We start from the raw sequence: 25,445 nt of genomic DNA, 5'->3' as shown, positions 1-25,445 counted from the left end.
GACACCGCCCGAAGGAGTTGGATGACGATATGACCACATTGGCGCTCGTCGGAGCAGGACACATCGGAAGTCAGATCGCACGCTTGGCCGTCGCGAACGGGTATGACGTGGTGGTGAGCAACTCGCGGGGTCCCGAGACTCTGGGCGACCTCGTCGCCGAGCTCGGGCCGTCGGCCCGCGCTGCGACCGTCGACGAAGCCGCCCGGGCCGGCGACCTGGTGGTGGTGAGCATCCCCCTCAAGAACATCGGGTCGCTCCCCGCCGACGCGTTCGCCGGGAAGATCGTGATCGACACGAACAACTACTACGCGCAGCGCGACGGCCTGATCCCGGAGCTCGACGACGAGTCGACGACGGTCTCCGAGCTGCTCCAGCGCCGGCTGCCGGATGCCCGGGTCGTGAAGGCGTTCAACCACATCTACGCGTCCGCGCTGGGCACGGACGGGCTGCCGTCCGGCGACCCGGACCGCCGTGCCCTCGCGATCGCCGGAGACGACGACGCAGCGAAGGCCGCTGTGACCGCGTTCCTCGACGACATCGGCTTCGACGCCGTCGACCTCGGAGCACTGTCGGAAGGCTGGCGGATCCAGCGCGACACCCCCGGCTACGGTCCGAGGCTGACCTCCGCCGAACTTCGTCAGGCCACCGCCGCCGCCGAACGTCACAGGGACATGTAGTGGGCGGGGCGCACGCATGAGTGGGGCATCGTTCCTGGTCGTGCCGCAGTGGCAGGGCTCCGGATCGTCGCGCGCGATGCGGCTGATCGACGGTGCCGAGGCGATCCGTGGCGACCTTCCGGCGACGGCGACCACGGTCGTGCCCATTCCGGCGTCGGCCGGCGAATCCCTCGGAACGGGCGTGCACCGGTTCTCGGCGCTGACCATGATCCGCGAGGCGGCCTCGGCCGAACTGATGCTGCTCGAGTCGCCTGTGGTGACGATCGGCGGCGACTGCGGCGCCGATCTGGCGAGTGTGCAGCATGCGGTGGCGGCGCGGGAGCCGGGCACTGTGGCGCTGGTCTGGTTCGACGCCCACGGCGACGTCAACGACGTGGAGTCCTCCCCCTCCGGCGCTTTTCACGGGATGGTGGTCCGCGCTCTGCTGGGTGACGGACCGGACGGTCTCGCCTCGCGGGGAGCGTCACTGCTCTCTCCCGAGTCGATCGTCCTGGCGGGCACGCGCTCGCTCGACGACGACGAGAGCGCGTACATCATTGCGAACGGCATCCGGATGCTGTCGGCGGAGACGCTCTCGGAGCCGCGCGACGTGGTGGCCGCAGTGGAGGCGACCGGCGCCTCCTCGGTGTATCTGCACATCGACCTCGACGTGCTCGATCCTGCGACCATCGACGGCATCGGCTATCCGGAGCCGTTCGGCGTTCAGCCCGAGCAGCTCTGCGACGCGATCAGGGCGCTGCGCGGCCGGTTCGAGCTCGCCGGCGCCGCGATCACCGAGTTCGCGCCGGAGTCCCCGGAGCGCGCCGGCCACGACCTGACGGTGATCCTGCGCATCCTCGGGGCGCTCACCGGCCCGTTGCAGCCGTCGGGCTCCTCCTCCACAAGCGGCGCCGCCCGTCACCTCTCCACAGATCCGCGCACCGCCGGTGACGACGTCTGAGCGCCCGAGGTAGCTTGGGACCCATGACCGAACCCAAGATCGTCACCGAGCGCCGCGGGCACGTCCTGCTGATCGGCTTCAACCGTCCCGACAAACGCAACGCCGCCGACTTCGAGCTCCTCAGCGAGCTGGCCGCGGCGTACGGCGAGTTGGAACGCGACCCCGAGCTGCGGGTCGGGCTGGTCCACGCCGTCGGCGAGCATTTCACAGCCGGGCTCGACCTCGCCGACGTCGGTCCACGCATCGGGGCCGACGGCCTGTCTTTCGCCGGCGAAGGCGGCATCAACCCGTGGCAGGTCTCCGGAGCACAGCTCAGCAAGCCGGTGGTCATCGCCGTGCAGGGCACGTGCCTCACACTCGGTGTCGAGCTGATCCTCGCCAGCGACATCGCGGTGGCGGCCCGGTCGACCCGTTTCGGGCAGATCGAAGTGACGCGGGGCATCCTCCCGTTCGGCGGCGCGACGCTGCGCTTTCCGCGCGCTGTCGGCTGGGGCAACGCCATGCGCTGGATCCTCACGGGCGACCTCTTCGACGCCGCCGAGGCCCATCGCATCGGCCTCGTGCAGGAGGTCGTCGATGACGGCGAACAGTTCGATCGCGCTCTCGCCATCGCGGAGCGCATCGCCGCTCAGGCTCCTCTCGCCGTGCAGGCCGCGCTCGTCAACGCCAAGCGCGCTGTGCGCGACGGGGACGCCGCTGCCGAGGCCGACCTCCAGCCCGAACTCGTGCGCCTCGCGTCGAGCGAAGATGCCGCCATTGGAATGAACGCCTTCCTGACCCGCACGGAGGCCGCCTTCGTCGGGCGGTGAGCGCAGCGGCGACGACGACAGACGCGGATCGACGACAGACGCGGATCGACGAGGAGAGGCATGACGAACACCGAGTACGACGTCATCGTGATCGGCGCGGGCGCCGTTGGCGAGAACGTCGCCGATCGGGCGGCCCAAGGGGGTATGCGCACCGTGATCGTCGAGGCCGAGCTCGTCGGCGGCGACTGCTCCTACTGGGCCTGCATGCCGTCCAAGGCGCTGCTGCGCAGCGGTGCCCTGTTGCGTGCGGCCGAGCATGTCGGCGGCACCCGGGAAGCCATCACCGGTCCGCTCGACGTGGCGGCCGTCCTCAAACGCCGTGACGAGATGACGCACAACTGGGACGACGCCGGCCAAGTGAGGTGGCTGAAACGCAGCGGCGTCGATCTCCTTCGCGGTCACGCCGTGATCAGTGCGCCTCGCGAGGTGACGGTCACCGCAATGGACGGCACCGTCACGGTTCTGACCGCGCGCCATGCGGTCGCGGTCAGCACGGGATCGGCGTCGCTCCTGCCCGACATACCCGGCCTGCGTGAGAGCCGGCCGTGGACGAGTCGCGACGCCACCAGCGTGAAACGGGTGCCCGTGTCCCTCGCGATCCTCGGCGGCGGGGTGACCGCGGTCGAGCTGGCGACCGCATATGCCGGATTCGGCACGCAGGTCGACCTCATCGCCCGGCACGGTCTGCTGGGAGCGGACGAGCCGTTCGCGGGCGAGTTGATCGGCGACTCCCTCCGCGAGCTCGGCGCAACGGTGCACCTCGACGTGATGCCCACCTCCGTCGAGCGCACCGACACCGATCGATTCCGCATCCAGCTGGACGACGGGCGCACGGTCGACGCCGACGAGTTCGTCGTCGCGGCCGGCCGTGTGGCCCGCACGGCCGGGATCGGGCTCGAGGCGTTCGGCCTCGAGGGCGGAGCCTGGCTCGAGGTGGACGACACGATGCGAGTGCTGGGAGCCGATGGCCTCCCCGTCGACGGCGGCTGGCTCTACGGGGTGGGCGATGTGAACCGTCGCGCGCTCCTCACCCACCAGGGCAAGTACCAGGCGCGTGCCGCCGGTGACGCCATTGCCGCACGGGCTCGCGGGCGCGACGTGCCCATGGATCCGTGGGGCACGTACGTGGCGACAGCCGACCACACGGCCGTTCCGCAGGTCATCTTCACCGACCCGGAGGTCGCGTCGGTCGGGTTCACGGCTGCCGCGGCCGATGAGGCAGGCTTCCGCATCCGGGTGGTCGACTACCCGATCGGCCGCGTGGCCGGCGCCCGGATGGCGGCCGACAACTACACAGGGCACGCGCGCATGGTCGTCGACGAAGACAGGCAGGTGGTGCTCGGTGCGACCTTCGTCGGGCCCGGCGTCGGCGAGCTCCTGCACTCCGCGACGATCGCCGTCGTCGGCGAGGTGCCGCTCTCCCGGCTGTGGCACGCGGTCCCCTCCTACCCGACTCTCAGCGAGGTGTGGCTCCGCCTGCTCGAGACCTACGGCCGGCCGGCGGAGTAGCCCCATGCGTCTTCTACACCGGCTGTTGTTCGACTCGCCGATCAGCTGGGTCGGCTACCTCTATGCCACGGCGGTCGGCCTCGTCTGGGGCTTCGTCTGGAGCACGGGACGGGTCGAACGCCGCCAGGGCCTGTTCGTCTTCCGTGGAATGCCGGCCCGGACCTTCGGTCGCGGCGGCTCCTGCGTCGGTGCGTGCTACCTCACGGCCCAGAACGTCACCGACGACGTGCTCGAGCACGAGAGCGCGCACAAACGACAGTGGCAGCACTACGGGATGCTCTTCCCGTTCCTCTACCTTCTGGCGGGCCGCAACCCCCTGAAGAATCGATTCGAGATCGAAGCCGGTCTCGAGAAAGGCGGATACCTGTGAGTGAGACGAACCCCGGAGGCGCCCCGCAGCGCACGATCGTGCTCACCGGCGCGAGCTCGGGCATCGGAGTCGTCGCCGCCGAGCAGTTGGCCGCCCAGGGCAACCAGGTCGCGGTGGTCGGGCGCAACCCCGAGCGCACGCGCGCGGTGGCCGAACGGATCGGGGCCACCCCGTTCCTCGCCGACTTCGAGCGTCTCGACGACGTGCGACAGCTCGCAGGCGCCCTGCTCGACCGGTACGACCGCATCGACGTCCTCGCCAACAATGCGGGCGGGCTCAACGCCAAGCGCGAGCTCACGGTCGACGGCCACGAGCGCACCATCCAGGCCAACCACCTGGCACCCTTCCTGCTCACCAACCTGCTGCTCCCGCGACTCATCGCCACGGCCGCCCACGGCCACGACGTGCGCGTGGTCTCCACCGCGAGCCTGGCAAACCTGTTCGGGAACGTGAGGCTCGACGACCTCGACTTCGAGCAACGCCCCTGGCTCGGGGGCTGGCGCGCCTACGGGACGGCGAAGCTCATCACCATCCTGTTCGTGAGGCAGCTCGCCGAGCGGTTGACCGGCACCGGTGTCGACGCCTTCTCGTTCCATCCCGGCACGATCGCGACCAACTTCGGCCAATCGTCCCCGCTCGTCCGATTCGGCGGCGCCGTCACCCGGGGCGGCTACGGCATCCCGGTAGAAGACGGTGCGGCGCCGCTGATCCGGCTGGCCGCCGACGCCCCGGTCGGCGCTCCGAGCGGCACCTACTTCGACCGGCTCAACGCCAACGGCCGGATGCGTCACCAGGCCAAGAACGCCCAGCTGGGCCGCGACCTGTGGTCGCTCAGCGAGACGCTCGTCGGAGTCGACGCCGTCGTGTGAGACCGAGAGACTCCGGCAGGGAGCGCGCTCAGCGGTACAGCGGAGCGGTGATGGCCTCGTCGGCCATTCCGACCTCGCAACGCAGGTGTTCCTGCACCTCGGTCACGAGGGCGAAACCGCCCGTGACGATCGCACGCGTCTCGCCGGGGCCGTCGCAGAGCATCTCGGTCGTCCAGGCGCGAACGGCGCGAGTCGCGGCGTCGCCCTTCGCGCAGGACTCGCCCGTGCCTGGGCGGCCGCTGCGGCGGGCTCGGGGCAACCAGGTGACCGTCATGCGCAGCGGAGTCGACAGCTCGACGACGTCATCCGGGTTCTCGACCTCCACGAACGCACGTCCACGCGCACACAGAGGAAGCAAGGCCAGCTCGGCCTCGAGCTGAAGGAGGGACGACTCATCGCCGACGACGAGGAACTGCACTCGGTCGTCGTGGTGGGCGGTGGTCGCGGTGTGCTTCGCGTGCTCGGGTCGATACATCTTGCTACCGATTATAGGGGAGCCTTACCTAACCCCAGACGGCTCTAGGACGATGCTCAGCGGTCGTGCGGCCTTCCCTCGCCCGGCGGCCTGGTGCATGATCGTGACATGCAGCCAACGGCCGAAACACCGATCGCACCGATGCTCGCCAAAGCAGTGCCGCAGGTGCCGGCCCCCGACTCGGTCGACGGGGGCCTCAGCTACGAACCCAAATGGGACGGCTTCCGGGCGATCGTCTACGCAACCGGAACCGGCGACACGGTGGAGAGCATCGAAATCGGGAGCCGCGGCTCCAAGATGCTCACCCGGTACTTCCCCGAGCTCGTCGAAGCCTTCATCCGGCTCCTTCCCGGGCCGTGCGTGCTCGACGGGGAGATCGTCGTCCCGACCGGCGAACCCGGCAACCAGCGTCTCGACTGGGAAGCCCTCTCGCAGCGCATCCACCCCGCCGCCAGCCGGGTGAACCTCCTCGCTGGGCAGACACCGGCCACCTTCGTGGCGTTCGACCTGCTCGCCATCGGAGACGAGTCGCTCCTCGACCGCCCGTTCGCCGAGCGTCGCGCCGAACTCGAGCGCTTCGCCGGGCCGCTCCCCCAGCCGATCCAGCTCACGCGCACGACCACCGACGTCGACCTCGCCCGCACGTGGCTCGTCGAATTCGAGGGCGCCGGACTCGACGGCGTCGTCGCCAAGCCCCTCGCGGGCCCCTATACGCCGAACAAGCGAACGATGCTCAAGGTGAAACACCATCGCACCGCGGACGTCGTCGCGCTCGGCTACCGCATCCACGCCAGCGGACGAGGGGTCGGGTCCATCCTGCTCGGGCTGTACGACGCCGACGGACAGCTCCGCAGTATCGGAGGCGTCTCCGCGTTCAGCGATGTGCGCCGGCTCGAGCTCATCGACGAGCTCGCACCTCTCATCGAACGCGACGACTCCGGCGAGGCGGTCACCGGCGAGACCGAACGCAGCCGGTTCTCAGGGAGCAAAGACGTGTCGTACGTACGGCTCCGGCCCGAACGCGTGCTCGAAGTGCGCTACGACCAGATGGAGGGCATGCGCTTCCGCCACACGGCGCAGTTCGAACGCTGGCGCCCCGATCGCGAAGCCCGCTCCTGCACGTTCGAGCAGCTCGACCGGCCGATCGCGTACGACCTCGCCGACGTGATGGGCTGACGGCGCGGCGCGGCGCGACTCACTCCTTCTTGGCGCGGCTCGGCTGCACGCGCGGCGGCTCGCCGGGCATCTTCGGGTAGTCGGGCGGGAAAGGCAGCTCGCCGAGGCCGCTGTCGAGGTCGCGCTGCCACCATCCGAGCAGCTCGTCGATGCGGCCGGCCTGGGCGCCGAACGACTCCCAGGGGTCACCGGTCGTCGCGAGACGATCGGGGACCGTCTCGATGGTGAAGGCGCGAGGGTCGACCGACTCCAGCTCGTCCCAGGTGATCGGAGTCGCGACGGGAGCATGCGCGAGTGCTCGCGGGCTGTAGGCGCCAGCCATCGTCCGGTCGCGGTTCGCCTGGTTGAAGTCCACGAAGATGCGCTCACCCCGCTCCTCCTTCCACCACGCGGTCGTGACCGCTTCGGGCATCCGGCGCTCCAGTTCGCGGGCCGCGGCGATCACCGCGTGGCGCACATCCTGGAACTCGTGGGTCGGCTCGATGGGCGCGAACACGTGCAGGCCACGGTTGCCCGACGTCTTGACGAAGGCGTCCAGTCCGGCCTCCGCCAGTACCTTGCGGAGCTCGATCGCGGCCGGGATGGCGTCGTCGAAGTCCGTGCCCGGCTGCGGGTCCAGGTCGATGCGCAGCTGGTCCGGGTTGTCCGAGTTCTCGGCACGCGACGGCCAGGGGTGGAAGACGATGGTGTTCATCTGCACCGCCCACACCGCCGCGGCCGGCTCATCGATGACGACCTGCGGATGCGAACGCGCGCTCGGGTAGACCACCATCACCGAACGCACGTAGTCGGGCGCGCCCTTCGGCGGGTTCTTCGAGAAGAACTGCTCGCCGTCGATCCCTTCGGGAAAGCGCTGCAGCGACACCGGCCGGTCGCCGTTCGCGCGGACGAAAGCCTCTCCCACGGCGATGAAGTAGTTCGCCAGATCGAGTTTGGTGATGCCCAGCTCAGGCCAGAGAACCCGGCTCGGACTGGAGATGCGAACCTCGCGTTCGCCGTTCGGACCCGGGACAGTGATGACAACCGCTTCGCTCGCCATGCGACCACCGTACTCGATCGGGTCGCGGCGATGACTCTCGTGTGAATTCCGTGTGCGATCCGCCGAGGTCGCCTCCATCCGGCCGGATGTGGGCCAGAATGTTGTCGCGTCCTCCACCGACGGCGAGCGCAACGAAAAGAGGGATCCCACTGAGAATCGTCAGCTACAACCTGCGAAAGCACGCCGCCGGCCATGAACTCGCCGACATCGCAGCAGCCTACGACGTCGATGCACTCTGCCTGCAGGAATGCGATACCGAAGTGCTTCCCGAGCGTCTCCAACACCTCGTGCTGGCCGACGCCACCAAGACCAATCGTCTCGGCCTCGCGATCTACGTGCGCGAGGACCGCTTCGACATCCTCGAGACCAAGGTCTTCGCCGTGCAGAAGTCGGTGCACGATCGCGTGCTGGCCCCGGCGCACGAACGCCTTCTCGCCGCTCATCTGCACGACAAGGAGAGCGATGAGGACGTCCTGATCGGCTCCTTCCACGCCGCCCCCCTCACCGCGTCCAACTCACTGCGGCGCAAACAGATCGCTGCAGCCCACGCGGGCATGCGCTCGCTCGCTGAAGACGTTCCCGCCGTGATGGTCGGCGACTTCAACTACCCCTGGTTCATCCGCGGCCTCGAACGCCACCTGATCACCACCGGATACGCGCTCATGCGCAGCACCGAGCCCACCTACCTGCGCTACAAGTTCTTCACCGGCTACTTCGACTTCGTCACCTCGACCGGTCTCGAGATCGACCGCGTCGATGTGCTCCCCGCAGGTGCATCCGATCACCGGGCGATCAGCCTGGATGCGCAGCTCGCGGCCTGACCGCTGAGGCGCGCCCCGCCCTGGTCGCGCCACGGGCCCCGGCGTAGTGTGGACGCGTCTCGATGCGGGGCGGTGCGCAATGGACGTGTTCGGATGGCTTTCGGCCGGCGACTACACGATCGCGCGCGAAGTGCTGCAGCGTGGCGTCGCGGCGATCTACGTCGTGGCGTTCGTCTCGGCGATCAACCAGTTCCCCGCCCTCCTCGGCGAGCACGGTCTGCTCCCCGTCCCGCGCTTCCTGCAGTCCCTCTATGCCCGTAAGCAGCCCACGCTCTTCCGTTGGCGCTACTCCGATCGGCTGCTCCTCGCGGTGGCCTGGACCGGAGCCGCACTCTCCCTGCTGCTCGTGGCGGGCATCCCGCAGCTGGCGCCCTCGTATGTGCTCATCGTCGTCTTCCTCGTGGTGTGGCTGCTCTACTTGTCGATCGTCAACGTCGGCCAGACCTTCTACTCGTTCGGCTGGGAGAGTTTGCTGCTCGAGGCCGGCTTCACCGTCGGCTTCCTCGGCTCGCACGACACGACTCCCCCGCTAACGATCGTCATCCTGGTGCGGTGGCTGGTGTTCCGGCTGGAGTTCGGCGCCGGCATGATCAAAATGCGCGGCGACCGCTCCTGGCGCGACCTCACGGCGCTCTACTACCACCATGAGACGCAGCCGATGCCGAACCCGTTCAGCCGCACGGCGCACCTGCTGCCGAAGTGGTGGCACCGCGTCGAGGTGCTCGGCAATCATTTCGCTCAGCTCGTCGCCCCGTGGTTTCTGTTCGCTCCGCAACCGGTGGCCGGCGTGGCGGCCGCGGTCGTCATCCTGACGCAGCTGTGGCTGGTGGCCACCGGCAACTTCGCGTGGCTGAACGTGATCACGATCGTGCTGGCGTTCGCGGCCGTCAGCGACCCGGTGTTCGGCTTCGCGTTCGGCGGTATACCGGCCGCGCACGTCGGGGCCACGACCATGCCGCTGTGGTTCGCGGTCGTCGCACTCGCCGCGAGCGTCTTCCTGGTCGTGCTCAGCTGGCAGCCGTTGCGCAACCTGTTCTCGCGGCATCAGCTGATGAACGCGAGCTTCAATCGCTGGCACCTCGTGAACGCCTACGGTGCCTTCGGCAGTGTGACCAAGGAGCGCTACGAGGTGATCGTCGAGGGCACCAGGGACGAGCCCGACGACCCCGCAGCGCACTGGGTGGAGTACGAGTTCAAGGGCAAGCCGGGCGATGTGCGCCGGATGCCCCGGCAGTTCGCCCCGTATCATCTGCGCCTCGACTGGCTGATGTGGTTCCTGGCGCTCGGCTCCCGTGACACCCGCTGGTTCGAGACGTTTCTGCTGCGCCTGCTCGAAGCGGATGCCCGGATGCTGCGCCTGCTGCGGATCGACCCGTTCGACGGGGAGCCTCCCCGGGCGGTGCGGGCGCGGATGTTCCTCTACCACTTCGCGACGCACGCGCAGAAGCGGGCGACCGGCGATCGCTGGGTGCGGAGCGAGGTCGGCGTGCTGGTGCCGCCGGCAGCACTGCGCGGCTGACGCTTTCGCACCGTCCGGCCGTCGCCGCCCGCACCGTGTGGCCGTCGCCGGTCGGTCAGTACCCGCCCCGCTCCTCTTCCAGCTTCGCCAGGTCGCGCCAGATGAGCAGCTTCAGCCGTGCCGGTCGCTCGGCCTCGTAGTTCTCTTTGAGGGCTTCGGCGCCCGAGAACGCGTCCAGCGAGGCTTCGATCGCCTGACCGACCTCGTGCCACGCGTCTTCCCGGGCGCGCTCGACGATGGCGCGCAGCTCCTCTTCCGACGCCGCACGCTCGCGGAGCTCCGAGGCGAGCATGGTGGCGGCCTGCTCGCGGAGCCGCAGGTTGGCGACGTCGACGTCGCGGTAGTCGTGCGGGTGCATCGCGTCGCCGCCGAGCCCCGCCACCGATTCTCGGGCTCCGGATGCTCGCGCGGAGGCCTGATCCTGCTCGTCCGCCAGCTCCCGCAGGATCTCCGCGGCGTGGACCGTGTGCCGGGACGGGTCGAACGGGTTGCCGTCTTGGATGGTGTCGACGACGATGTGGTTCTTCACCGCCATCCGTGTCGCGTAGTCGGCGAGGAGCATCCCCTCTTCCACCGACTGTTCGACGGTCGGTGGCACGGAGGCGTCGAGCGCGTGTTCGTCGAATGGCCGCACGCTGGGCGCGGGAGCCCGCTTGCGGAACCAGTTCGACCAGCGCATCCGTCTCCTTGCTCGCGGCAGGCGCGAGGACCGCGCCGCCCTGTGACCATTCTGTCGGACGATGCGGGGCGGGTCGGCTCGCGTCAGCGCGTCGGTCGTCCCAGGAAGTAGGAGTTGGCCCGTCCGCTGAACAGGATCCCGACGATCAGCAGCGCCCAGAGGATCTCGACGATGCCTTGTCCGAGCTGCAGCGAGAACAGCAGCAGGATGCCGTTGACGACGTTCACGACCATCACCGCCGTGACCAGTCCGCGCGACACCGGGTTGCCTCTGAGCAGTCCCCCGGCGACGATCAGGGTGACCACGCCGAACACGAGCGAGATGATGGCCGAGGTGGTGACGCCGGCAGCGGCGGCGGCACTCTGGCTCGCGGGCGACATCCCGCGGGTGACCAGCAGTACCACCCCGGCGACGATGTTCAGGATGCCGTTGAGGTAGGCGAGCACGGCGACGAATGTGACAGAACCAGGACGCTTCATGAGCAGGTCGACCTCCGCGGTGAATGACGCACACACTACCGTGTCGCACCCGTCGGCGGGGCGCGTCACGCCGTGGGCTGCAGATGGCATCGGATACGCACCTGTCGGTCGTTTGCGGCAGAGTATGGCTATGGCGGGCATCCGGTACGAGTTCGAGGCGGAGCTGTGGCGTTGGGAGGCGCGCAAGGATCTGTGGGTGTTCGCGCGCCTGCCGTTGGACGTTTCGGAGGAGATCCGCGACCAGCCGCATCCGCCGGCCGGGTTCGGTTCGATCAAGGTGATGGTCACTCTGGGCGGCTCGCGCTGGTCGACGTCCGTGTTCCCTGAGTCTGCCGACGGCGCCTACATCGTCGCGATCAAAGGGTCGGTGCGCCGGGCGGAGGGTGTCGAGCTCGGCGATGTGGTGCGGCTCGGGATCGAGACCCTGCTCTAGGTCGCGTGGGGCGTGGATTCGCCGGGCGCGGCCACCCGCCTCGAGCACGCCCTCGTCGTGGCAGTTCGCGTCGGTGGTCGTGTGGGGCCCGACAAGCCTGCATGGAGTTGGTCATTCACCCGGTTGTGCTCTTGCTTGTTGATGCTTTCGCCCCTTCGAAGCGCTCTGGGTCGCGCCGACGATCCGTGTGATCGCTGATCCGCCTGTGTTGCAGTCACTCGTTAAGGCCTAGTTCCACGGAGTCACCGGCGACGCAGCGGCTGTTCGCGATGAAGTCGGCGTAATCGTCTCCGACGGTGAACTGCAGGAGCAATCCATCCGGGCCTGTTCCCGCCAGCCACGCGGGATCGGACAGTATCCAGCGCGGCGGATCGAGCGTCTTGTCGCGCTGAATCCTGACTGGATGCCCATGGGCCGCCCAAACGCGTTGCGCTTGCTCTGCGATCGAGGCCGGATCAGCGGGCAATGGCTGGTCTCGGCGCTGTGCGAGGAACTCGTAATACGCCCCCGACTCGCCGCTCGCTGTTGTGCACGTCCCCCAGGTGCGGGTGTCTTCGAACCAGTTTCCGGGCATGAGATCACGCGTCGCTTCATAGAGCGCTCTGACCTCTTGTTTTGCTTGTTCGGGGGTCATCATGGCAGCCATGTCCTTTGCTCTCGACTGGTCAGAGGTCGTCGAATCCGGAGAAGAAGCACAGCTCGTCACCGCCGCCAAAATGATCATTGTGACCATAGTGAGCACGAGCGTCCTCATCGCACTGGCGCCCATGGCGTGCCCGTTCTGAAGAGATCGTCGACGCGATCTTGCATTTGCAGGGACAGCCGTTCCGTTGGCGTGCCGCCAACGGGTATTTCCAAGCCTTGCGCTGTCGTCGCCTTCGCCGTGTAGTACATCGAAGTCGTGTTCATGTCCAGATAGCTGTACTTTCCCGTCTCGTCCCTTGGGGCGAACGGCCCGTGTTGCGTCACTTCGTATAACGCCTGCCCTTCATCGTCCACGGCACCCTCGGAGCTGAAATCGTGCGCACCGAAAGTCGGCGCGGTCGGGTCCTGGCGCCCGCTGACAGCCTGGCCTGTGGGCGCCCATGCGTCGTGGCGACCTTGAGTAGCGAAGACCTCACCCTCGGGCACGTTCAAGGCTTGGGCATTCGGGATTGAGCTTGCGATTCCTGCGGAACCGAGCATCACTACATGGTCCGCTCGTGCCTTGGTGAGCGCAAATGCCGCCACGTTGGTGCCATACGAATGTCCCACTACTGAAACCTGAGACGAGTTGCCCGAAGCATTGTGAACCGCACTCAAGCCGTTGAGCGCGGTTGCCAATCGCTTCCCTCCCCGTTCGGCAAGGTAGTCGTGAGCCACGCCGTAAACGTCAGAGGCGTCGGGGGCCTCGTAGTCGAGCCACGCCACCACGGCGAGGTCATCAGTGGTGAATCGTGATGCTTTCACCTGATCCCTTCGAAGACCGCGCGCCGACTCAACAAATCTGGTCATGTCCCCGGCGACGTTTGTTCCCATCCCTGGAATGATGTAAGTGGCGTTCTTCGCGGTGTCGAGACTCCCAACAGACACAGCCGCCTTGAAATTCGGGGACATGGAGAACGCGACAAACTGGCGCGGCGGGGACGCATTCATTCCTTTACCCAATGCATTCTTGACTGACTTGAGGGCGCGCAATACTTCTGGATCGCCATTCGACTTGGTGGATTCCCGTTCGAGAGCCCGGTCGAGGGCGACGTGGTTGGCACGGTCGCGCGCCCAGTAGGCGACGCCGTTGAGGTTGCCGATGATGGTGGGGATTGCGGTGATCAGGGCGAGTTGTTCGGCGGATGGGGTGCCGGGGGTGGGTCCGCTCATGGCGGTCCACCAGGCGGCGACGGCGGGCGGGTCGGCGGTGGTGAGTTTGTCGGCGAGGTCGGGGTGGGTCTGGAGGAGGACGATGAGGTCGGTGGCGGACAGGCCGGTGAGCATCCGGAGCAGGGCATCCGGTGCGCTGGTGCGGATCACCGCCGGGGTGAAGGGTGCCGTTCTGCCGAGCACCTCCGGACCGGACAGGGCGGACATGCACGCTTGGTCGGCGTGCCGGCGCCAGGTGACCAGGTGCTCCCACTGGGTGTCGACCTGGGTCAGCAGCGACGTGTTCTCGGCGATGGTCTCGGTGTAGCCGGCGCGGCTGGCCAGGATGCTGCTGGTGCGCATGTCCCGGTCGAGCGCTCTCTCCTGGGCGAGGACCCGATCGTCGGCCCGATGCGACGCCGCCAGCAAGGCCCGTGCGCTGGTCAGCGCGTCGGTCGCCGACCGGCGCCGGGCCTCCAGGGCCTTCTGCTGGTCTTTGATCTGCTGGACCTGACCGGCATAGTCGTGCAACGCGCTCGCCTGCGCCTCCAGGCCACGAGACAACAGGAGCAGATCGGGGGCGACCGCGTCCATCGCCGTCGTAAAGGCGGCCTGCGCCTTCCCCGTCCACGCCGACCCCGTCACCGTCTTCTCAGCCGCGACCACCTCCGCATGCACTGCACGCAGCTCGACCGCCTTCGCCGACCGCTCCCGCGCCAGCGCACGAATCCCGGCTGGCTCACCGACCCCCGGATCGGCCACGATCTCACCCATCAGAACACCCGCGCCAACGCGGCATCCGTGTTCACGAACGTCTGCGCGGTCACGGCAGGCGTGGCCCCGACGCGTGTGAGCGCGTCGGCGCTCAGCCGAGCCCGAACGGCCTGCTGAGCGGTACCCGTGCGCAATTCCGCCGTGACCACGCGCGAGCCGACTGCACCGGCGCCAGCGCCGCCGGGTGCGGTCAACGACGACGCGAACGGTACGCGAGCGACCGCCCCGATGATCTTTGTCGACGCGTCGCGCAATCGCGACGCGTCGACACGGAGATCAGACATGCTCGACCCTCGGGCATCCCCCCATCACGATCCCCGGACGCTCAGCGGCTCAGCCGGGCGGCGAGTTGGGAGTCGACCTCGCCGAGCGTCTGCGCGGCCGTGCGCAGGAACTGGGCCAGATCGTTCAGACCGCCGATGGTGTTCTGCGCCCCCGAGGTGAACCGGTTGTAGGCGTCGGAGAACGCACCCGATGATTTGTCGGTCGTGAACCCGGCGGCGACCAGAGCCGAGATCTGCGACTGCAGTTTCGTCAGCGTGGCGTTGATCTCATCGCGGCCGGCCACCAGCCGATCAGCATTGCCGTTCAGTTCCTGATACGAGACGTTGATGTTGGACATGGTGAACTCCCCCAAGTGAAATGAAGCGCGCCGGCGGCGCGTGGTTTCCACCTTAGTGAAGCAAAAATATTAAGACAAGTCATCTTCAATCTCGCATTCCAAGAATGCCACCTGCACTCGCGTCAGACGGCCGGAGTCGACGAGGATTCCGCGTCCCACGGGGAACTCACCGCGGGTCACACGCGGGAACGGCGTGCGGAACAGGGCGAGACCGTCGGTCTCCTCCGGCTGCAGCACGAGGCCGGCACGAGCGGTCTTCAGCTCGGCGAAGAGCTGCCAGGCCCCCGGCGCGGTCACGGTGTCTGCCTCGGCGAGGACGGGCACTCCCGCCCGTCGCGCCGCCTTGATCAGCCGAGCGACTTGGCTCTCGGCGGGAAGCCCTTCGAAGTCCCCCACGTTCTCGATCACGATCAGCGGCGACGCGTCACCCTCGGCGGTCCTCGCTTCGAGCCGCGTGGCGAGCCGCAGCGCGAGAGACTCTGCTTCGTCGGCATCCCGTGACAGCTCCGTCCAGTCGCAGGCCCGGGCGAGGGCACTCCCCCTGGCCACCAAAAGGAACGGCGCGAGCTGCGGATGCACGGCCAGCGTCGCCCTGATCGCGGTCGTCATAGCGGTGGTGCGCCCCGAGCCGAACGGACCTGTGACCACGAAGAGACCGTCGAGCGGGATGCCCACGGGCTCGAGCGTCTCGTCGCTGACCCCCAGGGTCGGGCGTCCGTCCACCGAGATCGGAAGCCCCTTGGCCGGAATGTGGGCGGCCAGCCGTTCGATCGGTTTCGCCGGCGTCACCGAGGCCGAACGGAGGCGGCCGCCGACGGCGTCGATCGCAGCGGCCTGGACGCTCAGGTCCGGGCCGCCACCCGGCACGGCGATCTGGAGCTCGTGTCCGTCGGCAAGTCCGCGCCCGGCCGGCGCTCCGGCGAGTACGTCGCCGGGAACCCCTGCCGCCGCATACTCCGCCTCGCCGGCCAGCCGCAGCACCAGGCGCGACCCGATGGTGGCGGTGAGCGCGGTCGGGAGGGCGCCGGAGCGATCGGCCGTCAGCACGACATGGACGCCCAGCTGACGCCCCGTCGACGCCATTGCCAGCAGCCGGTCGAAGACGCTCCCGGCGCTGCGGAACTCGTAGTCGCTGCGGAAGGCCCCGAACCCGTCGACAAGGACGATCACCCTCGGCAGCGCCCGCCCGGTGACCGCACGGTATTCGGAGAGAGAGGCGGCACGGGCATCCGCGAAGGCGACCGAACGTTCGGCGACGGCCTCAGTCACGTCGGCGAGCATCCGGGTGACCCGTTCGATGTCGGTGCCGGGGACGACCGAGCTGACGGTGGGCAGCGTCTCGAGCATGCCGAGCGCCCCGCCCGCGAAGTCGACGACGTGGATGGTCACCGGATGCTCGGCCGCGGTCGCCGACGCCGCTGCGGCGATCGTGCGGAGCAGTGCGCTCTTGCCTGCGCCGCCTGCGCCCAGGATCGCGACGTTGCCGACCGTTTCGAGGTCGAGCAGATACGGGCCCTGGCGCTGGGCTTCCGGCTCGTCGACGACTCCGATGGGGATGCGGCCGCCTTCACCGGGCGGCAGTGCACCCAGGTCGATGAGCTCGGGGAGCTGGTCGAGCCACGGACGGCGCGGCACGTCTACGCGGCGCGCGTCGGCGGCGCGCGCGATGGTGTCCGCCAGCCGCTCGATGTCACGGGAGCCCTGCGGGACGCGCAGCTCCCGCCCGGGCATCGCCCACGGCTGGCCGGGGCCGAACGGCAGATCCTGCACCTGCACGTCTGGGTCCGCGCCTGCCCGCTCGGTGCGACCACCGAGGTAGGCCGACTGGAAGTCGAAGACACGGCCGGGTCCCAGCTTCGCCGCGGCCCGGCCCGGTGTCCCCGGGTCGAACCGGGCGGCGTCGGGCACCCCCAGCACATCGGCGCTGTCGGCCTCGTCGGCCACCCGGAGGGCGACCCGCAGGTTGGTGTTGGCGCGCAGGCTGTCTTTGATCACGCCGGAGGGCCTCTGGGTGGCGAGGATGAGATGGAGCCCGAGGGAGCGACCGCGCTGGGCGACGTCGATCACGCCGTCGACGAACTCCGGCACCTCGGCCGCGAGCGCCGCGAACTCGTCGACCACGATCACCAACGCGGGAGGAGCATCCGGATCGCTGCGTTTCTCCAGCGTCAGCAGGTCTTTGGCGCCTCGCAGGTTCAGCAGCGTCTCGCGATGCGTCAACTCGGCGCGCAGCGACGTGAGCGCGCGGCGGACCAGGTGCGGCGTGAGGTCGGTGACGAGACCGACGGTGTGGGGCAGCCCGACGCATTCGGAGAAGGCGGCGCCGCCCTTGTAGTCGACCAGGAGGAAGGTCACGCGATCGGGCGAGTATTCGGCGGCGATCCCCATGATCCAGCTCTGCAGGAACTCGCTCTTGCCCGAGCCGGTCGTCCCGCCGACGAGGGCGTGCGGACCGTGGGCGCGGAGGTCGAGTGCGAACGGCTCGCTCGGACCCTGACCGACGACGGAGCGGATGCCCCCGGCGTCGCGCGGCGTTCCGGGGATCCAGCCGCGGGTGAGGCTGTCGTTCTTCACCCAGCGCTGCACGACGGCGGCCTCGTCGCTCATCACGTCCCCTTCGTAGAGGTCGGCGAATGGCACGCTGTGCGGAAGATCGGTCTCGTCGAGCACGCGTGCGCCGCTGTCTTCCACGGGGGCGAGGGCTCGAGCCGCGGTCTCGGCGGCCACCGCGTCGATCAACTCGGTGGTCTGCAAAGCGACGTTCCGTCCGGAGCGCACGAACCCGACGTCGGCGCGTGCCGTGGCGGCGTCGACCGTGACGTACGTGCGGCAGACCACCGGCAACGCGTCGACCGCCGGCGCGAGCCAGAGCACGAAGACGCCGTGATCGGGGCCTTCCTCGGCGAGCGCGACGAGACGCGCCCGGTCTGCCGGCGCCTCCTGGGTGACGATGACGAGGACGGCGGGTACGGCGGGCAGCCGGTCGACCGCGGAGCCGTGGCCATCGTCGAGCGGCCGGGTTTCGTCGAGGCGCGAGCGCACCCGCTCCCGTCCCACGCCGGCGCTGCGGCGGGCTGCGATGAGACCTTCGAGTTCGGCGAGCAGGGCGCTTGCGGCCTGATAGTCGGCGACGAGGCCGTTCGAGCGCAACGGGCTGTACGACGAGTCGACGTGCGGGAGCCACTTGAGCCACGTCCAGGTCTCGGTGGCGTCCCCGGCGGCGAACGCGACGATCGCGAGGTCGGCGGGCGAGTGCAGGCCGGCGAGCTGGATCACCAGGGCGCGCGCCGCATCCTGGGCCCTCATGCCCACTCCGGCCACCCCGACCGCTCCCGCCCGCTCGAAACTCTCGACCACGGGGACCGGTCCGACCTCGGCGAACGCATCGGCCAGCTCGGCGGCCGCGGTCCAATCGGCGGCGTCACCACCGTTCTTCGACGGCATCCGGATGCTCGAGCGCGACTCCTGCGCGCCGAGGCCGAAACGCAGCTCGAGGAACGTCGTGTGCTCGGGTTTGCGCGTCCAGAGCAACGGCGTCCGCGCGCGCATCGCCTCGGTGATCTCGGCCGTCTGCGGCGACTCCGACCGCCGCGCCGCGACCTCCCGCACACGCTCGGCCCCGAGTCGCCGGCGCGCGTCCTCCATCCCGTCGTCGAAGGCCCGGCGGGCTTCCTTCCGCTTGCGGGAGCCCTGACGCCGCGTGTCGAACCAGGTGCCGACCATGATGAGCGGAGAGAGGGCGACGAACAGCAGGGTGAAGACCTGCTGGGTCAGGACGAACAGCGCCGCGCCCAGGACCAGCGGGCTGAGCAGGACGAGCAGCGGCAGCCGCGGTGGCGCCGGCGGCACGGGGATCTCGGGGAGGGTGAAGGTCTCGCCCCGGTAGGCGGGCTCCACGCGCGGCGAGCGGGAGAACCCGGCGGCCGCCTGCGCCCTCGGCCCGTGCGCGGCGACAGGCAGCGGCACGACCTGGAACTGTGTGCCGCCCACCTGCACGCGGGAGGCTGCCCTCACGATCGCCCGCTGCACCAGCGCTCCGTCGACCTGCACGCCGTTGGCGGAGTTGAGGTCGGCCACCGTCACGGTCTCGGCGACGGTGATCGTCGCGTGCCGTCGCGACACCTCGCTGTCGCCGGGCAGGAACACCGCCGCCGACGGGTCGCGGCCCACGAGATTCACCCCCGAAGTCACCCCGAATTCGCGTCCGGACTCCGGTCCCGCCAGGATGCGTACCAGCGCCGCCGGCGCGTCGTCCCTCTCATCTCCCGGCCGCCGCTCCCCCACCGGCACGACCTCGACGCGGCATCCGGATCGCAGACTCGACTCGTGCACGGCGGCGCCCGGGTTGAGCACCCTGCCCTGGGTCGCACCCGGGAACTCCACGCGCAGCGTGAGCGGCGGGCGCTCTCCCGGGGCACGTTGTTCCGTCCGCGCTGCCGACCGTTTCGGCAACGCGGCGAGCCGTTCTGCGATGTCGGCGACGGTGGCTGTGACGTCGGCCGTCACCACCACGTCGCGTCCCTCATCCGGCCCCGTTGCAACCGTGATCGTGAGCTTCATTCCAGACCTCCCCCTGTCCGCCGGTGAGTCTAGAACACCGATTCCACCCCACTGCCGACGTGCGACCGGATGCCCACAGCACCGTCATCGCCCGGCATGATGGACTCCGTGGACACTGTGGACGCCGACCCGCGCCCGCCACTCGAGGTGGTGGCGGCCGTCATCGTGCGCGACGGACGCGTCCTCGCCTGCCGCCGCTCGCCCGCGAAGGATGCGGCCGGCAAGTGGGAGTTCCCGGGCGGCAAAGTCGAGGAGGGCGAGAGCCCTGGGGACTCGCTGGCGCGGGAGATCCGCGAGGAGCTGGCGGTGGGCATACGGGTCGGCGAGCTGATCGACCGCAGCGTGACGGCGACCGGCACGCGCCCGATCGCCTTGAGCTGCTACCGCGCGGAGCTCATCGGCGAACGTCCCCAGCACAGCACAGACCACGACCGGATGCAGTGGGTGCGCATCCTGGACCTCGAGGCGCTCGACTGGGCACTGCCCGATCTCCCGGCGGTGCGGAAGCTGCTCGCGGGGGTGTGAGCGCAGCGACGGTGTTCCGTCGGGCCGCGCCCATGAATGGAAGAGTGCAGAGTGCACACGACACGCTGCGATCAGTGCGGATTGCACATGGATCGGGGTGTGGGTGGCAATTAGCCTTTCCACACCCATTCCCCCGTCACGAAGGACACCCTCATGGCTCGCACCGCACCTGCCGACGACTTCGCCCTCAGTCGCGTCACGCCCGATGCTCGGAAGCCCTGGTTCGGCATCGCGGTGCAGCGATTCGGCCAGGTCTCCGCTCTCTCGCAGTTCCTGCTCGGAGCCACTCTCGGTTACAGCATGACCTTCGGGCAGGCCGCGCTCGCCCTGCTCCTCGGCTCGATCATCCTCGAGATCATCATGTGCATCGTCGGCATCATCGGTCAGAAAGAAGGCCTGAACACGGCGCTGCTCGCCCGCTGGACCGGCTTCGGTGAGATCGGCGCCTCGCTCGTCGGACTCGCCATCGGCATCAGCCTCATCGGCTGGTTCGGCATCCAGAGCGCGATCTCCGCGCAGTCCCTCAACGTGCTGATGCCCGGCGTCATGCCGATCTGGTCGTGGAGCCTCATCTTCGGCCTGGCCGTGACCGCGATCGTCAGCTTCGGATTCGTCGGAATGCAGTGGCTCGCGAACATCACCGTGCCGCTGTTCCTCATCCTCGTGGGCTGGTCCGTCATCAGCGAGCTCACCAAGCACTCGATCAGCGAACTCCTCACCTCACCGGCACCCGGCCCGACGATGAGCGTGTGGGCGGGCACAGCGATCGTGGCGGGCGGACTCATCGTCGGTGCGATCATCACCGCGGACATGACCCGCTTCAACCGTTCCAAGGCCGACGTCGTCAAGCAGACGGTCGTGGGAGTCACGCTCGGCGAGTTCGTCATCGGCCTCGCCGGAGTCCTCCTCGCCCACGCGGCGGCCACCGGCGACATCGTCGCCATCGTGACCTCGTCGATCGGCTTCGTCGGCCTCATCATCGTCATCACGGGCACCCTCAAGATCAACGACTGGAACCTCTACTCCTCGACTCTCGGCCTGGTGAACTTCATCTCGACCGCGTTCGGGAAGAACATCCACCGTGTGACGACGACCATCGTGCTCGGAATCGTCGGCTCGATCCTGGCCGCTGCGGGCATCCTGTCGCAGTTCACCGGGTTCCTCATCATCCTGAGCGTCGCCTTCCCTCCGATCGCCGGCATCATGGTGGCCGAGTACTTCATCGTCAAGCGCTGGCGCGGAGAGCTCGAGGAGACGCGCGCCTCCGGCACGCTTCCGGCGACGGCGCCCCGTGTGGTGCCCGCCACACTCATCATCTGGGCGGTCTCGTCGGTGGTCGGCTACTTCGTCACCTGGGGCATCCCGTCGCTGATCTCCCTCGCGCTGTCGATCGTGCTCTATGTGATCGCCGGCAAGCTCGGCTGGGTTCGCGGCGTCGGACGCGCCACCACGATCCAGGCCGAGACCGCCGCCACCCCTGTCGCGTCGGGCCTCGGCGTCTCCACCAACCAGCAGTGACCGCACCACGAACGACAAGCACCACAACGAGAGCGAGAACAATGCATATCGGCATCGACGTCGGCGGAACAAACACCGATGCAGTGCTCATGGACGGCAAGCAGACACTGGCCGGGGTCAAGAACGCGACGAGCCCCGACGTCACTGCCGGGATCGTGCAGGCGATCGAGGCACTGCGCAGCGCGCACGGATTCGAAGGCGACGACATCACCGCCGTGATGATCGGCACCACGCATTTCATCAACGCGCTCGTCGAAGCCAAGCGGCTGGCCCCGACGGCGGCACTGCGGCTGGGACTGCCCGCCACCAAGGCGCTGCCCCCGCTGGTCGACTGGCCCGAGCCGTTGAAAGAGGCGATCGGGGCCCGCAGCTACCTGGCACATGGCGGCTACGAGTTCGATGGCCGCCCGATCTCCCCGCTCGACCACGCCGAGCTCAAAGGCCTTGCGGCGGACATGGCGGAGCACGGAATCCGCTCGGTCGCGATCTCGTCGGTGTTCAGTCCGGTCAACCACGATGTCGAGACGCAGGCGGCTGCGATCATCGCGGACGAGCTGGGCGATGACGTCGCCATCTCGCTCTCACATGAGATCGGGCGGATCGGCCTCCTCGAACGCGAGAACGCGACGATCATCAACGCAGCGCTCCGCGAACTGGCGTCCGAGATCGTCGACGGGCTCACGGCAGCGGTTCGCGCCCAGGGCATCGGCGCCCCGATCTTCCTCAGTCAGAACGACGGCACACTGATGGATGAGGACTACGTGCGCCTCTACCCGGTGGCGACCTTCGCCTCCGGCCCCACCAACTCGATGCGCGGGGCGGCGCTCACCAGCGGCCTGGAGACGTGCGCCGTCGTCGACATCGGAGGGACCACCGCCGACATCGGCCTGCTGATCAACGGCTTCCCCCGGGAGACGGCCAACGAGGTGAAGGTCGCCGGGGTGCGCACGAACTTCCGGATGCCCGATGTGCTGTCGATCGGAATCGGCGGCGGCTCCATCGTGAACACGGAGACGGCCGAGGTCGGACCGGAGTCGGTCGGATACCGGCTGACCACGGAGGCCCTCGTCTTCGGAGGATCGACGCTGACGGCGACGGACATCGCCGTCGCCGCCGGACGTGCCGACATCGGCGACCCCCGGCTGGTCGAACACCTCGACCCGGCCTTCGTGGCGCGGGTCCTCGAGCGGATAGCCGAGCGCATCGCGGAGGCCGTCGACCGGATGCGCACGTCGCCGGACCCCATCCCGGTGGTCGCCGTCGGCGGCGGCTCCATCCTGCTGCCGGACGAGCTCCCCCTGTTCGGAACGGTCCACCGGCCGGAGAACTACGCCGTCGCCAACGCTATCGGAGCATCCATCGCCCAGGTCGGCGGCGAGATCGACAAGGTGTACGCGATCGAGCCGGGACGCCGCGACGAGGCGATCGCCGAGGTGCGGGCCGAAGCCGTCGACAAGGCGATCGCCGCCGGAGCCTCCCCGCAGTCCGTCTCCATCGTGGACTTCGACGAAGTGCCCATCCCCTACCTCCCCGGCAATGCCACGCGCATCCGCGTCAAGGCCGTCGGCGACCTCGACATGGCGGTGCGCGTATGAGCTGGATGCTGACCGCCGACGCCGTGCCCCAGCTCGCGCGCGGTGCTGCCGTGCTCGGGACCGGTGGAGGGGGCGACCCCTACATCGGCGCCCTCCTCGCGCAACAGGCCCTCGCAGCGCACGGCCCCGTCACCGTGGTCGCGCTCGACGAGGTACCGGATGATGCGCTGGTGCTCACGGTCGCCATGATGGGCGCCCCGACCGTCATGGTCGAGAAGCTCCCGAGCCTGGACGAGGTCATCGCACCGGTGAAGGCTCTGGCCGCCTACCTCGGACGGCCCGTCACCCATGTCGCCTGCGCCGAAGTCGGCGGTGTCAACTCCACCATCCCCGTGGCCGCCGCGGCCGCTCTCGGCCTTCCTCTCGTCGACGCGGACGGCATGGGCCGCGCCTTCCCCGAACTGCAGATGGTGCTGCCGACCCTCTATGGAGTGACGGCGTCGCCGCTCGCTTTCGCGGATGAGAAGGGCAACATCGGCGTGCTTCAGACCGTCGACAACAACTGGACGGAGCGGATCGCCCGCGTCGCCTGTGTGGAGATGGGCTGCTCGATCATGATCGCGGGCTTTCCGATGAGCGGGTCGCAGGCCCGGGAGGCGCTCGTGCCCGGATCCCTGCGCCACTCGCTCGCCATCGGTGCGGGCATCGCCGACGCCCGGGACACGAAGAGCGATCCGGTCGGCCGCACCGTCGAACTGCTCGGCGGCCGCGAATTCTTCGCCGGCAAAGTCGTCGACGTCGAACGCGGGACCACGGCCGGCTTCGCCCGGGGCCGGGCACGTATCGAGAACGCTCTCTCGACGCTCACCCTCTCGTTCCAGAACGAGCACCTGATCGCCGAGGCCGACGGGCAGGTGCTCGTGACGACACCCGACCTGATCATCGTGCTCGACCACGACTCGGGCGAGCCGATCACCACGGAGGCGCTGCGCTACGGCCAGCGCGTGCGTGTGATCGCCGCGCCCAGCGACCCGCGCTGGCACAGCGCGGAGGCGCTCGCGATCGTCGGCCCCGGCTACTTCGGCTACGACATCCCGTCACACCGTTTCGACGGAACGGCAGAGCTCGTCGCGGCGGACGGAACGGTGCAGAACGGTGCGGCGGAGGTCGTCGCATGAGCTGGACCCTCACCGCTGCGGACCTTCCCGACCTCGCCCGGGGCGCCACCCTCCTCGGCACCGGAGGCGGAGGCGACCCGTACATCGGCCAGATGCTCGTGCAGCGAGTGCTCGGGGACGGCAGCATCACTGTGCTCGACCCCGACGAGCTCGACGACGACCTGTTCGTGATCCCGACCGCGCAGATGGGCGCGCCGACCGTGATGATCGAGAAGATCCCGGCGGGCACGGAGCCGACTCTCGCTCTCCGGACGCTCGAGAAGCACCTCGGCCGCACCGCCGATGCCACCATGCCCATCGAGTGCGGTGGCATCAACTCGATGATCCCGTTGATCGTCGCGGCGGAGACCGGACTGCCCGTAGTCGACGCCGACGGCATGGGCCGCGCATTCCCCGAGCTCTCGATGGAGACGTTCGCGGTCTACGGCGTGCACGGCTCTCCCCTGGCGCTCGCCGGCGAACGCGGCGAGACCGTCGTCATCGACACCGGGGACGACGACCGTCAGATGGAATGGCTCGCGCGCGGCGTGACCATCCGTCTCGGCGGAGTGGGCCACATCGCGGAATACGCGATGAGCGGCGCCGATGTGAAGCGCACGGCCGTTCCCCGCACCATCTCGATGGCACTCGCCCTGGGTCGTGCCATCCGCGAAGCCAGGGAGGAGCATCGTTCGCCGTTCGATGCGATCGCTCAGACCTTGTCGACCACCCTCTACTCCGAGGTGCGCGAGCTGTTCACCGGCAAGGTCACCGACGTCGAGCGACGCACCACAGAAGGCTTCGCGAAGGGCCGGGCGACGATCTCCTCCCTCGATGCGGCGAGCGACGACGCGCTCGAGATCGCGTTCCAGAACGAGAACCTCATCGCACGACGCGGCGGTGAAGTGGTGGCCATCGTCCCCGACCTGATCTGCGTCGTCGACATCGAGTCGGGTGAGCCGATCACCACCGAAGGTCTTCGCTACGGTCAGCGCGTGCGCGTGCTCGGGATCTCGACGCCGGCGATGATGCGCACGCCGGAGGCGCTCGCAGCGTTCGGGCCCTCGGCGTTCGGCCTCACCGAACCGTTCATCCCGGTGGAAGCGCGCGTTTACGCTTGATC

24 protein-coding genes are annotated in these 25,445 nt (G+C 68.9%); 15 read left to right on the top strand and 9 right to left on the bottom strand.

The features are described from left to right. Positions 1-29: 29 nt before the first annotated feature. Genes ACFVV5_RS10355 through ACFVV5_RS10330 form a run of 6 tightly spaced genes read left to right on the top strand, consistent with a single transcriptional unit; the run spans position 30 to position 5,174 of the window. The gene (locus ACFVV5_RS10355; RefSeq protein WP_387242972.1) at positions 30-677 is read left to right on the top strand and encodes an NADPH-dependent F420 reductase; all 648 of its coding nucleotides are present in this window, start codon (positions 30-32) and stop codon (positions 675-677) included. Between the two features lie 16 nt (positions 678-693). Then, positions 694-1,617 (top strand): arginase family protein, encoded by a 924-nt coding sequence (locus tag ACFVV5_RS10350; protein WP_387242969.1) that lies wholly within the window; start codon positions 694-696, stop codon positions 1,615-1,617. Positions 1,618-1,640: 23 nt separating this feature from the next. After that, positions 1,641-2,426 (top strand): crotonase/enoyl-CoA hydratase family protein, encoded by a 786-nt coding sequence (locus tag ACFVV5_RS10345; protein WP_387242967.1) that lies wholly within the window; start codon positions 1,641-1,643, stop codon positions 2,424-2,426. Between the two features lie 60 nt (positions 2,427-2,486). Next, complete coding sequence (locus ACFVV5_RS10340; RefSeq protein ID WP_387242964.1) at positions 2,487-3,935, top strand: dihydrolipoyl dehydrogenase family protein; 1,449 nt, start codon at positions 2,487-2,489, stop codon at positions 3,933-3,935. 4 nt (positions 3,936-3,939) lie between these two features. Continuing rightward, positions 3,940-4,305 carry a Fe-S oxidoreductase gene (locus ACFVV5_RS10335; RefSeq protein WP_387242961.1) on the top strand — a complete coding sequence of 122 codons (366 nt, stop codon included), beginning with the start codon at positions 3,940-3,942 and terminating at the stop codon, positions 4,303-4,305. Beyond that, positions 4,302-5,174, top strand: coding sequence for an SDR family NAD(P)-dependent oxidoreductase (locus ACFVV5_RS10330; RefSeq protein WP_387242957.1), 873 nt, complete (start codon positions 4,302-4,304; stop codon positions 5,172-5,174). The genes ACFVV5_RS10335 and ACFVV5_RS10330 overlap by 4 nt, the downstream gene beginning before the upstream one ends. 28 nt (positions 5,175-5,202) lie before the next feature. On the opposite strand, the gene ACFVV5_RS10325 is transcribed toward ACFVV5_RS10330, so the two are convergent. Beyond that, positions 5,203-5,649, bottom strand: a complete 447-nt coding sequence (locus ACFVV5_RS10325; RefSeq protein WP_387242954.1) for an SIP domain-containing protein — start codon at positions 5,647-5,649, stop codon at positions 5,203-5,205. 108 nt (positions 5,650-5,757) lie between these two features. Between ACFVV5_RS10325 and ACFVV5_RS10320 the strand changes: the two genes are divergently transcribed. Then, the gene (locus ACFVV5_RS10320) at positions 5,758-6,825 is read left to right on the top strand and encodes an ATP-dependent DNA ligase (protein WP_387242951.1); all 1,068 of its coding nucleotides are present in this window, start codon (positions 5,758-5,760) and stop codon (positions 6,823-6,825) included. Positions 6,826-6,844: 19 nt separating this feature from the next. On the opposite strand, the gene ligD is transcribed toward ACFVV5_RS10320, so the two are convergent. Next, a complete protein-coding gene (ligD, locus tag ACFVV5_RS10315; RefSeq protein ID WP_387242948.1) occupies positions 6,845-7,864 on the bottom strand; it encodes a non-homologous end-joining DNA ligase in 1,020 nt (339 codons plus the stop codon). A 98-nt stretch (positions 7,865-7,962) separates the two neighbouring features. On the opposite strand from ligD, the gene ACFVV5_RS10310 reads away from it, so the two are divergent. Together ACFVV5_RS10310 and ACFVV5_RS10305 are read left to right on the top strand one after the other, a co-directional pair. Continuing rightward, a complete protein-coding gene (locus tag ACFVV5_RS10310) occupies positions 7,963-8,685 on the top strand; it encodes an endonuclease/exonuclease/phosphatase family protein (RefSeq protein ID WP_387242946.1) in 723 nt (240 codons plus the stop codon). Positions 8,686-8,764: 79 nt separating this feature from the next. After that, positions 8,765-10,204, top strand: a complete 1,440-nt coding sequence (locus ACFVV5_RS10305) for a lipase maturation factor family protein (RefSeq protein ID WP_387242943.1) — start codon at positions 8,765-8,767, stop codon at positions 10,202-10,204. Positions 10,205-10,259: 55 nt separating this feature from the next. On the opposite strand, the gene ACFVV5_RS10300 is transcribed toward ACFVV5_RS10305, so the two are convergent. Beyond that, positions 10,260-10,883, bottom strand: a complete 624-nt coding sequence (locus ACFVV5_RS10300; RefSeq protein WP_387242940.1) for a hypothetical protein — start codon at positions 10,881-10,883, stop codon at positions 10,260-10,262. A gap of 83 nt (positions 10,884-10,966) precedes the next feature. After that, positions 10,967-11,452, bottom strand: a complete 486-nt coding sequence (locus ACFVV5_RS10295) for a hypothetical protein (protein ID WP_387242937.1) — start codon at positions 11,450-11,452, stop codon at positions 10,967-10,969. Between the two features lie 40 nt (positions 11,453-11,492). On the opposite strand from ACFVV5_RS10295, the gene ACFVV5_RS10290 reads away from it, so the two are divergent. Then, positions 11,493-11,795, top strand: a complete 303-nt coding sequence (locus ACFVV5_RS10290; protein WP_387242934.1) for a DUF1905 domain-containing protein — start codon at positions 11,493-11,495, stop codon at positions 11,793-11,795. Between the two features lie 214 nt (positions 11,796-12,009). Here the strand turns inward: ACFVV5_RS10290 and ACFVV5_RS10285 are convergent, their stop codons facing one another. The 5 genes from ACFVV5_RS10285 to ACFVV5_RS10265 form a co-directional block, all read right to left on the bottom strand. Then, positions 12,010-12,519 carry a hypothetical protein gene (locus tag ACFVV5_RS10285; protein ID WP_387242931.1) on the bottom strand — a complete coding sequence of 170 codons (510 nt, stop codon included), beginning with the start codon at positions 12,517-12,519 and terminating at the stop codon, positions 12,010-12,012. A 26-nt stretch (positions 12,520-12,545) separates the two neighbouring features. Further along, on the bottom strand, positions 12,546-14,405 hold the full coding sequence (locus ACFVV5_RS10280; RefSeq protein WP_387242928.1) for an alpha/beta hydrolase: 1,860 nt from the start codon (positions 14,403-14,405) through the stop codon (positions 12,546-12,548). After that, positions 14,405-14,689: a hypothetical protein gene (locus tag ACFVV5_RS10275; protein ID WP_387242925.1), complete on the bottom strand. Its 285-nt coding sequence runs from the start codon at positions 14,687-14,689 to the stop codon at positions 14,405-14,407. Before ACFVV5_RS10275 ends, ACFVV5_RS10280 begins: the two co-directional genes overlap by 1 nt. 41 nt (positions 14,690-14,730) lie before the next feature. Continuing rightward, positions 14,731-15,027: a WXG100 family type VII secretion target gene (locus ACFVV5_RS10270; RefSeq protein WP_387242922.1), complete on the bottom strand. Its 297-nt coding sequence runs from the start codon at positions 15,025-15,027 to the stop codon at positions 14,731-14,733. A 69-nt stretch (positions 15,028-15,096) separates the two neighbouring features. Further along, a complete protein-coding gene (locus ACFVV5_RS10265; RefSeq protein ID WP_387242919.1) occupies positions 15,097-19,587 on the bottom strand; it encodes an FtsK/SpoIIIE domain-containing protein in 4,491 nt (1,496 codons plus the stop codon). Between the two features lie 108 nt (positions 19,588-19,695). On the opposite strand from ACFVV5_RS10265, the gene ACFVV5_RS10260 reads away from it, so the two are divergent. The 5 genes from ACFVV5_RS10260 to ACFVV5_RS10240 all read left to right on the top strand — a co-directional run bounded on the left by ACFVV5_RS10260 (position 19,696) and on the right by ACFVV5_RS10240 (position 25,443). Next, positions 19,696-20,112: a (deoxy)nucleoside triphosphate pyrophosphohydrolase gene (locus ACFVV5_RS10260; RefSeq protein WP_387242916.1), complete on the top strand. Its 417-nt coding sequence runs from the start codon at positions 19,696-19,698 to the stop codon at positions 20,110-20,112. Between the two features lie 153 nt (positions 20,113-20,265). Further along, positions 20,266-21,630, top strand: a complete 1,365-nt coding sequence (locus ACFVV5_RS10255) for a purine-cytosine permease family protein (RefSeq protein WP_387242913.1) — start codon at positions 20,266-20,268, stop codon at positions 21,628-21,630. A gap of 41 nt (positions 21,631-21,671) precedes the next feature. Then, positions 21,672-23,225 (top strand): hydantoinase/oxoprolinase N-terminal domain-containing protein, encoded by a 1,554-nt coding sequence (locus tag ACFVV5_RS10250; RefSeq protein ID WP_387242910.1) that lies wholly within the window; start codon positions 21,672-21,674, stop codon positions 23,223-23,225. Next, a complete protein-coding gene (locus ACFVV5_RS10245; RefSeq protein ID WP_387242907.1) occupies positions 23,222-24,343 on the top strand; it encodes a DUF917 domain-containing protein in 1,122 nt (373 codons plus the stop codon). Before ACFVV5_RS10250 ends, ACFVV5_RS10245 begins: the two co-directional genes overlap by 4 nt. After that, positions 24,340-25,443 (top strand): DUF917 domain-containing protein, encoded by a 1,104-nt coding sequence (locus tag ACFVV5_RS10240; protein WP_387242904.1) that lies wholly within the window; start codon positions 24,340-24,342, stop codon positions 25,441-25,443. The genes ACFVV5_RS10245 and ACFVV5_RS10240 overlap by 4 nt, the downstream gene beginning before the upstream one ends. Positions 25,444-25,445: the final 2 nt, after the last annotated feature.

The sequence above is a fragment of the Leifsonia sp. NPDC058248 genome, from assembly GCF_042881905.1.
GTDB lineage: Bacteria > Actinomycetota > Actinomycetes > Actinomycetales > Microbacteriaceae > Leifsonia.
Note: the sequence above shows the minus strand (reverse complement) of the source record. Positions and strands in the feature narration are given on the sequence as shown.